Genomic DNA, 9612 nt, shown 5'->3' with positions numbered 1-9612 from the left:
GTGCGCCCCCTCGATTGCCCGACGGCCCGTCGCGCCACCTGAATGCGCCACCTGACATCGGCCGAAGTGGATCCACAGTAGACGACTCGACAGGTTGGGACCAGGGACCGACGGGCCGGTCCGGGGACCTCAATCCGACACGCGACTCAGACTTTCGGCCAGCGCGTCGGCGAGCCGTCCGTACGCCGCCCGCAGCACGTGCGGCGCATCCGTCGCGCCGGCCCGGTTGGCCGCCGCCAGGGCGTACGCGCGCGCCAGGGCGGCCGGGTGCGTCTCGGCGTACGCCGACGCGTCGGCCAGCGCCAGGGCGCCCGCCAGCGCGTCGGCGTTCGCGATGGCGTTGGCGTCGGCGAACGCCTCGGCGTTGGCTCCGGTGCTGAGGTCGGCGTAGTGCGCGGCGAACTCGACGACCTCGTCGGGGCCGTAGCCGTTGGCGGTCGCGTAGACCTCGGCGTTGGCGTACGCGACCGCCCGGGCCTCGGCGTACGGGTAGGCGGCCCGGTACAGCTTGCGCAGGGCGGGCCGGAGGGCGTCGCGCCACTCGTCGGCCCCGACCCGGTCGCCGGCCAGCGCCCGCCGGTGCAGGTCGCCCACCAGCCGGCCGGCGTCGCCGCCGGGCGTCGAGGCGAGCACGCGCGCCTGCCAGTCGTGCACCACCGGGAACGGCACCCGGCCGGCGAGCCGGTCGAGTTCCACGTCGACCCGCCGCCGCCAGTCCGGCGGGGTGGCCGGGTCGTGGCCCTCGGCGAGCGCGGCGAGCACCGCCGCCAGCCAGGCCGGTGGCTCCGGCGGGCCGCTCATCCGTTCCACCTCGACGGCCCGTCCATGCCGGCGAGGAGGTCGTCGACGTCGTCGTCGGTCAGCGTGTCGAGGTATCCCGCGCCGTCGGGCCCGGCCGGTGCGCCGGTCCCCGCCGGTGCGGCGCCGGCGGGTGTCGCGCCTGTTCCCGCCCCGGCGGCGGTGACCGCGGCGGCCAGCCCGGCCACGGTGGGATCGTCGAAGAGCGTCCGGACCGGGAGGTCGATCCCGTACGTCGTCCAGACCCGGGCCATCAGCTGGGTGGCCTTCACGGAGTGCCCGCCCAGGACGAAGAAGTTGTCGGCGACCCCGACCGGGCCGGGCAGGCCCAGCAGGTCGGCCACCAGTCCCGCCAGCTCCCGCTCCAGCGGGCTGCGCGGGGCGACGGGCGGCTCGCCGGAGCCGGCACCCCTGCCCGGCGGTGGCAGGGCGCCCAGGTCCAGCTTGCCGCGGGAGGTGCGGGGCACCTCGGGCAGCGCCACGAGGACCGCCGGCACCATGTGCGCGGGCAGGAACCGGCGCGCGTACTCGGGCAGGTCCGCCGGCGGGTCGGTCGCGGGCGGGTCGGTGACCACGTACCCGACCAGCCGTACGCCGTCGTGCGCCACGTCGGACACGGCCGTCACGACCGCGTCGCGGACCTGCGGGTGGCCGCGCAGCACCGCCTCGACCTCCGCCGTCTCGACCCGGAACCCCCGCACCTTCACCTGCCGGTCGGCCCGGCCCAGCGGCTCGATCCGCCCGCTCGGCAGCCAGCGGCCCAGGTCCCCGCTGCGGTAGAGCCGGCCGCCGGGGGTGAACGGGTCGGGCACGAACCGTTCGGCGGTCCATCCGGGCGCGTCGGCGTAGCCCCGGCCGACCCCCGCGCCGCCGATGCAGACCTCGCCGACCACGCCCGGCGGCACCGGCCGCAGCCACCGGTCCAGCACGTAGACCCGGCTGCCGGTGACGGCCGGGCCCAGGTCCGGCGGCGCGGACCCCGGCTCGACCTCGGCCCCGGTGGAGTAGACGGTCGTCTCGGTCGGACCGTAGAGGTTCCACAGGCGCGTGCCCGGTTCCGCGAGGGCGTCGGCGAGGGCCCGGGGCAGCGCCTCCCCGCCGCTGAGGCGCAGCCGCACCCCCGCCGGCACCCCGCCGGCCGCCACCAGCATCCGCCACGTCGTCGGCGTCGCCTGGAGCATCGTGGCCCCGGTCGTGGCGAGCAGCCGCCGCAGCCGGTTGCCGTCGATCACGTCGTCGTCGCCGGCGACCACCACCGGCGCACCGCACAGCAGCGGCAGGAGCAGGTCGAGCAGGGCGATGTCGAACGCGAACGGGCTCACCGAGAGGACCCGGTCGGCCGGCCCCAGCGGGACCATCTCGCGGAACGCGTGCAGCAGGTGCGCCACCGCGCTCTGGGTGACGGTGACCGCCTTCGGCCGGCCGGTCGACCCCGAGGTGAACAGCACGTACGCCGCCGCCGTCGCCGGCACCGCGCACGGCGGCGGCAGAACCGGCTGTGCCTCCGCGCCGGCCGGTACCGCCGGCTGCGCCTCCGCGCCGGTCGGCTCCGGTCCGGCCAGGTCCAGCAGGGTCACCGACGCGGCCAGCTCGGCCAGCAGCGGCGCGGGTACGCCGCCGCTGTCCGTGACGACCACCCGCACCCCGGCGTCGGCGAGCATCCCGCGCAGCCGCCCCGGCGGATGGGTCGGGTCGAGCGGCAGGTACGCCGCCCCGACCCACCAGACGCCCAGCAGCGCCGGGAGCGGACGCGCTCCCCGGGGCAGGACGATGCCCACGGTCTCCTGGACCCGTACGCCGAGCCCGCGCAGCCCGGTGGCGATCCGGCCCGCGAGCCCGCGCACCGCGGCGCCGGTCAGGGTCGCGTCGTCGCCCTCGATCACCACCCGGTCGCCGGCATCGACGTCGGCCACGAGCGCCGCCGCGGTGCACTCCGGCGGCGGGAGGGACCCGGAGCGGGCCGCCGGCCACACCCGGGTGACGAGGTCCGCCGTCGCGGGGGAGAGCAGGTCCACGTCGCAGACGCGGGTCTGCGGGGCGGTCGCCAGCGCGGTCAGGATCGCGCCCAGGGCGTCGGCCAACCGGCCCGCGCCGTCCGGGGTGAAGAGGTCGGTCAGGTAGCGCAGGCGCACCGTCAGCTCGTCCGGGCCGGCGACGGCGGCCAGCTCCAGCTCGAACTTGCCGGTGCCGGTGGGCACCAGCTCCGGCCGCCAGCGCAGCGCCCCCCGCTCCAGCGTCGGCAGGGCCTCCTCGACCGTGCACATCACCTGCACCAGCGGCGCCCGCGTCGGCTGCCGCTGCGGCCGGCACAGCTCGACCACCCGCGTGAACGGCAGGTCCTGGTGGGCCTGGGCGCGGGCGGTGGCGGCGTGCAGCCGGTCGAGCAGTTCGGCGAGCGTCGGGTCGCCGTGCAGCGTCGCCCGGATCGCGACGGTGTTGGCGAAGAGGCCCAGCATCGGCTCGGTCTCGATCCGGGTGCGCCCGGCCACGGGCACGCCGACGAGCACGTCGTCCGCGCCGCTGAACCGGGACAGCAGGGCCGCGTACGCGGTCAGCAGGACGGTGAACAGGGTGCTGCCCCGCGCCCCGGCCAGACGGCGCAGCGCCCCGGCCAGCTCCCCGTCGACCGGCACCGCGACCTCGGCGGCGGCCGGCGACAGCCGGTCGGGGTACGGGTGGTCGACCGGGAGCGGCACCTCCGGCGGCGCACCGGCCAGCTCGGCTGGCCAGAAGCGTTCCGCCTCGGCGTGGCCGCCCGCGTCGTCGTGCTCCCGCTCCCAGAGGGCGAAGTCCGCGTACTGCAGGGGCGGCTCGACGGAGCCGGGCGGCCGGCCGGCGCGCAGCGCCTCGTAGTCGGCGGAAAGCTCGTCGAGGAGCAGCCGCACCGACCAGCCGTCGACGATCGCGTGGTGCGCCACCAGCGCCAGGACGTGCCGCTGCGGGGCGAGCCGCAGCAGCCTGACCCGGGTCAGCGGGCCACGCTCCAGCGGCACCGGGGTGCGGGCGTGCTCCCGCAGCGCGGCCCGGGCCGCGGCCTCCCGGTCCGCCTCGGGCAGCTCGTCCAGGGCCACGACCTCGATGGCGGTCGCGGGGGCGTCGTCGTCGATCACCTGGATCGGCCGCCCGCCGTTGGCCCGGAAGTGGGTGCGCAGGATCTCGTGCCGGGCGACCGCCGCCGCCCAGGCCCCGTCGAGCGCGGCGGTGTCCAACTGGCCGTCGAGCCACACCGCCCAGCCGACGTGGTAGGTCGGCTGGCCCGGGTCGAGCTGGTCGAGCAGCCACATCCGGCGTTGCGCGGCCGACGCCGGGAACTCGAACACGGCCATCTCAGCCCACCTGCCCGTCGACCGCGACGACCCGCAGTTCGGCGGTGTACCGGCCGTCGGGCCCGGTCAGCCAGAGCTGGTCCGGCGCCGGCAGCATCTCCACCACGCCGACCGTGGCGTCGTCGCCGCCGTGCCGGCGGGCCCGGCGGACCGACCGGGACACCAGGTCGACCGAGGCGAGGCTGGTCAGGTCGGCATGCACCGGTTTCCGCTCGCCCGCGCAGCGCAGGAACACGTGACGGGGCAGGCCGTGGGCGCCGGCCCAGGCCCGCGCCTGGCGGAACCGCAGCGCCTCGTCGCGGGTGTCGGCGAAGGCGAGGTCGGCGGCGGCGAACGTCCACGACTCGCGGCTGACCACGAGGGAGTCGATGGTGATCCGGGGCTGGTGCGCCGCCGGGGGCAGGACGCGGAAGAGCTGGGACAGCCCGGCGCCGACCACGTCGCCGAGGACGTGCATCAGGTCCACGTCGAACCGCCCGTCGCGCGACCGTACCCGCAGCCCGCCGGCCACCTCGACCAGGTCGCACTCGCCGACGCGCAGGCTGCGGCGCGGGTCGTGCCCGAACGAGTCGTGCGCGAACACCAACCGGACGTCGTCGGGCCCGGCCAGCGCGTTGCTCTGCCTGGTCGGCACGCCACCCTCCTGGCCGGTCTCGGCGGGATAGACCGCCCCGGCGCCCACGTCCCGCGCCAGCGCGGCGCGCAGCGCGTCCGACTCCGGGTGGTAGGCCACCCAGGTGGCGTACCGCAGGGTGTTGACGCCCGGGTGCAGCTCGCCCAGGACCCACTCGTCGCCGGCCCGCATCAGGTCCGGGCTGTGCTGCCGCGCGGTCGGCCAGCCGGGCCGCCCCGGCGGGAAGGCGGCGGCCACCGCCGGCGCCAGCTCCGCCGCCGTGAGCCGGATCCGCCGCCGGTCCGGCGGCAGCGCCAGCACGTCGGCCCAGCGCCGGTGCAGCGCGGCGGTCAGCAGGTCGGTCAGCCGTCGCGGCGGATGGAACAGCGCCTCGCCGGCCAGCAGCCAGAAGTCGGCCAGTGGCACCACGTCGGTGCCCAGCTCGGTGGCCCGGCGGCGGTAGATCTCCGCGCAGAGACGGCGGTAGAGCGTCGCGCCGGCGGCGGTGAACCAGCGTGCGCTCTCCAGCACCAGGCCGAGCGCGTCGCGGATCCCGTCGAGGCTCGCCTCGCCGACGCCGACCGTGCCGGCCCGCAGGCACTCCTCGTAGACGGGGGTGCGACCGGCGTACATCGTGCCGGCGCGCCGGGTGGCCGGGACGCCGGCCAGCCGGGTGAAGGTGGTCTCCAGGCCGGCCATCGCACCGGTCAACCGGTTCGGGTCGCCGGCCGCCGAGGTGAGCGCGTCCCGGGCGGCGACCAGCTCGTCCAGGGCGGCGAGCGCGGGTGCGCGCACGGCCTCGTCGGTGACCCGGGCCAGCCGGGCCCGCATGGTCCGCTCCGGCCGGGTGTCGTGCGGCGCCACCTCCGGCTGCCAGGCGATCCGGTGGGCCCCGGCCAACGTCTCCAGCACCTCGTGCACCTCCCGCGTCGACCGCAGTCCCGAACCCGGCTCGGCCAGCACGGCCCCGGCGACCTCGTGCGCGTCGCGGACCCCGTCGCAGGCGCGCAGCACCGCTGCCTCGGCGTCGGTCAGCGCCACCGGCGGGGCGAGCGGCACCCGCAGCGTCGTCCCGGCCAGCTCCAGGAAGGGCATGAGCCGGGGTACGAGCCACGGGCGCAACCGTTGCGCGTACGGGGCCAGCACCGCGGCGACCGCCCACCCCTCCAGGTAGACGGTCCGCTCGGCCAGCAGCGCCGGTGGGTCCGCGGGGGCGACCCGCACTCCGCCGCCCGGCTCGATCCGCGCCCAGCCGACCGGCCCGAAGAACCCGATGGTGTCGTTCTTGGCGCAGTAGCGCTGGAGGTAGCTGGTGACCAGCGCCTCGTGCTGGCGGTGCTTGGTGTTGCGGGTCGGGCTGCCCGGGCCCCGGCGCAGCAGCGCGTCGACGCCGGTGCGCAGCGCGTGCGGGTTCTGCCAGGCCACCGCCTCGCGGAAGCGGGGGTGGGCCGCCACCGTGTGCAGCGCGACCGCGAGCCGGCGAACCGCCTCCGGGTACGCCGCCGCGTAAGCCGCCTCGGTGGCGGCGATGCCGGCTGGGTCCCCGTCGGCCCGGGCCGCCACCACCCGGTCGGCGGCGGCGGCGAGTTCCGCGTCGCCGAGCGGGGCCAGCAGGTCGACCGGGAGGCCCGCCCCCCGCAGGCAGACGGTGCGCCACAGGGCCCATCCGTCGGTCAGCCGGGCCAGGTGCGCCGGCAGGTCCCGACCGCTGCGGTGCGGCACCCGGTCCCGGCGGCGCAGCGTCGGCCCCGCCTGTCCCCGGTGGCCGGGCGCCGATCCGGTCGCCGCGTCGATCGCCGCCGCCGTCGCGGCCAGGGTCGGCGCCCGGTAGAACGGGCCCACGCCCAGTTCCACGCCGAACGCCTCGCGGATGCGGAACATCAGCCGGGTGGCGGTCAGCGAGTTGCCGCCGAGGGCGAAGAAGCTGCTCTCCCGCCCGATGCGCGCGGGCGGACGTTCGCCGGGCAGCAGCCGGGACCAGAGTTCGGCGAGCCGGTGCTCGGTCGGCGAGGCGGGTCCGGCGACGTCGGGATCCTCCTGGGCGGGCCCGGGTGCCGGCAGCGCCGCCCGGTCGACCTTCCCGTACGCGGTCAGCGGCAGCCGGTCGAGGACGGCGAACCCGGCCGGCACCAGGTGGGCCGGCAGCCGGGCGGCGACGTGCTCGCGCAGGCTCGCCGGGGTCGGCGCCGCCGGGCCGGCCGGCGTGACGTAGCCGACCAGGTGCCGTTCCGGCCCGTCGCCCCGTACGCCCACCGCCGCCGAGGCGACCTGCGGGTGCGCCCGGAGCGCCGCCTCCACCTCGCCCGGCTCGACCCGGAACCCCCGGATCTTCACCTGGTCGTCGCGGCGGCCGAGGAACTCCAGCACCCCGTCCGCGCGCCAGCGCACGACGTCACCGGTGCGGTAGAGGCGCTCGCCGGGCGCCTGCGGGTCCGGCACGAACGCCCGGGCGGTGGCCGCGGGATCGCCGAGGTAGCCGCGGGCCAGCCCGTCGCCGCCGGTGTACAGCTCGCCCGCGACCCCGACCGGCACCGGCCGCCCGCTGCCGTCGAGCACGTGGACGGTGGTCTGCGGCACGGGACGGCCGACCGGCACCGGGTCGCCCACCGGCCCGGCGCCGCTCATCAGGTGGCAACTGGTCAGCGTCGTGTTCTCCGTCGGCCCGTACGCGTTGACCAGCGGAAGCCCGCCGCGCGCGGCGAGCACGGCGCGGACCGCGCCCGGGTCGGCCACGTCGCCGCCGGTGAGCAGCTGCCGGACCCCCGCGAGCGACGTGACGTCCTCCTCGGCGAGCTGCCGGAACAGCCCGGCGGTGAGAAAGGCGACGGTGACCCCACCGTCGCGGATCAGCGCGGTCAGCCGGGTGAGGTCCACCGGGTCCGGGGGCGCGACCACCGCCGTGGCGCCGGTGAGCAGCGCGCCCCAGATCTCCCAGGTGGACGCGTCGAACGCGGTCGGGGCGAACTGGAGCACCCGCTCGCCGGGCCCGAGGGTGGCGAAGTCGGGGCCGGTCACCAGCCGCACCACGCCCCGGTGGGTGATCCCGACCCGCTTGGGCGCGCCGGTCGAGCCGGAGGTGTGCAGGACGGGGGCGAGCTGCGACGGGTGGATCCGCCCCGGCGGCGGGCCGGCCGGCGCCGGCTTCCCGGCGGGCGCGTCGACGTCCAGCACCCGGACCGGGCCCAGGTCCGGCAGGTCGGCGGCGGTCGCGGCGGTGGTCAGCAGCAGGCGGGTGCCGCTGGCCGCGAGGAGATTCGCGATCCGGGCGGGTGGGGCGGACGCGTCCACGGGAAGGTAGGACCCGCCGGCCTTGAGCACGCCCAGCAGGGCCCGGATCAGCGGTTCGCCCCGGGGGAGCAGCACGGCGACGGGGGTCTCCCCGGCGACCCCGTGCCGGCGCAGCGTCCAGGCCAGCCGGTCCGCCGCCCGGTCCAGTTCGGCGTAGGAGACGGTGCGGTCGCCGACCACCAGCGCGGCGGCGGCCGGGTCGTCGGCCACGCGGGCCGCGAAGACCTCGGGGACGGAGGCGTCGCGAGGGTAGGGCCGCCGGGTGGCGTTCCAGGCGGCGCGCAACGGGGCCTCCCCGGCGGCGCCGAGGTCCAGGTCGGCCAGGCGGGCGTCCGGCCGCTCCGCCAACTCGAGCACGGTGCGGTGCAACTGCGCGAGAATCCGCCGCGCCGAGGCGTCCAGCAGCCTGGTGCCGTCCCACGTCACGCCCAGGCGCAGCTCCGGCTCGTCGAAGGCATGCACCGTCAGCGGATAGCCGGGCATCCGGTGTACGCGGGCCGAGCGCCGGGCCCCCTCCGGCCCGCCCTCGGCCAGGGCGGTGGACAGCCGCTGCCGCTCGAACACCATCAGGCTGTCCAGCAGCGGCGTGTCGGGTGTCAGGCCCGCCTGGTCGAGGATGCTGTGCAGCGGCGTGAGCTGGTGCTCGCGGATCCGCCGGATCCGGCCCGCCACGTCGGCGAGGAACCGCCGCACCGTCCACCCCGGATCGAGCCGGATCCGTAGCGGCACCGTGTTGAGCAGCAGTCCGAGGATCCGGTCGGCGTCCGGGACGCTGTCGTACCGGCAGGATCTCGTGACCGCGAAGGTGACGTCGTCGACCCCGCCGTAGCCGCCGCGCAGCAGCGCCCAGGCCGCGTGGACCACGGCGCTGACGCCGACGCCCGCTCCGGCGGCGGCAGCACGGAGCCGGTCGGAGTCCGGCCGGGTGACGACGACCTCGTGCGAGGCGGGCACGCCCCGCGCGCCGGGATCCGCGTCGAGGCGGCCCGGGAGCGCCCGCGGCATCGGGGCGCCCGCGAGGTACCCCTTCCAGAACGCGTCGCCGGTGCTCGGGTCGCGCGTGCCCCACCAGTGCACGAAGTCCGCGAACGGCGGCCGGCGCGGCGGGTCCGGCACCCGGCCGGCCCGGCGCGCGGCGTAGTCGGCGAGGACCTCGTCGAGCAGCATCCGGGTGGAGCGGCCGTCGAGGATCGCGTGGTGGAACGTGACGACGACGTGCTGGTCGCTCAGCGCGGTGACCCGGAGCAGGGGCGCCCGGCCGACGTCGAAGGGCTCGTACCGGTCGGTGGGGAGGAAGTCGTCGAGCGTCGTCTCCCGCCACCGCAGGTCCGGCGCCACGGTGGACCGGACGACCTGCGCCACGCCGTGGTCACCGTCGACCTCGAAGGCCGTACGCAGCACCGCGTGCCGCCGGGTCGCGGCCTGCCAGGCGGCGCTGAACGCGTCCCGGTCCGGCGGGCCGTCCCACCTGATCGTGACCTGCTGGACGTCCACCCCGCCGGCGGGCTGCCGGAGCGTCTGCAGCACCATCCCGCGTTGCACGGCGAGGGCCGGATACCGCTGGCAACTGTCGCTCATGCGCCCTCG

The 9612-nt window shown here is 77.5% G+C and carries 3 protein-coding genes; all 3 read right to left on the bottom strand.

Features of this window, described 5'->3' with window-relative positions:
- Nucleotides 1-129: 129 nt before the first annotated feature.
- The 3 genes from OG989_RS26500 to OG989_RS26490 are packed head-to-tail and all read right to left on the bottom strand — an operon-like array spanning nt 130 to nt 9603.
- Nucleotides 130-801, bottom strand: coding sequence for a hypothetical protein (locus OG989_RS26500; protein WP_327028824.1), 672 nt, complete (start codon nt 799-801; stop codon nt 130-132).
- Entirely contained in the window at nt 798-4124 is a 3327-nt protein-coding gene (locus OG989_RS26495; RefSeq protein WP_327028823.1) for a non-ribosomal peptide synthetase, read from the bottom strand. The genes OG989_RS26500 and OG989_RS26495 overlap by 4 nt, the downstream gene beginning before the upstream one ends.
- Nucleotide 4125: 1 nt before the next feature.
- Nucleotides 4126-9603, bottom strand: a complete 5478-nt coding sequence (locus tag OG989_RS26490) for a non-ribosomal peptide synthetase (protein WP_327028822.1) — start codon at nt 9601-9603, stop codon at nt 4126-4128.
- Between the last annotated feature and the right edge of the window lie 9 nt (nt 9604-9612).

The organism is Micromonospora sp. NBC_01740, assembly GCF_035920365.1.
Taxonomy (GTDB): Bacteria; Actinomycetota; Actinomycetes; order Mycobacteriales; family Micromonosporaceae; genus Micromonospora; species Micromonospora reichwaldensis.
Note: the sequence above shows the minus strand (reverse complement) of the source record. Positions and strands in the feature narration are given on the sequence as shown.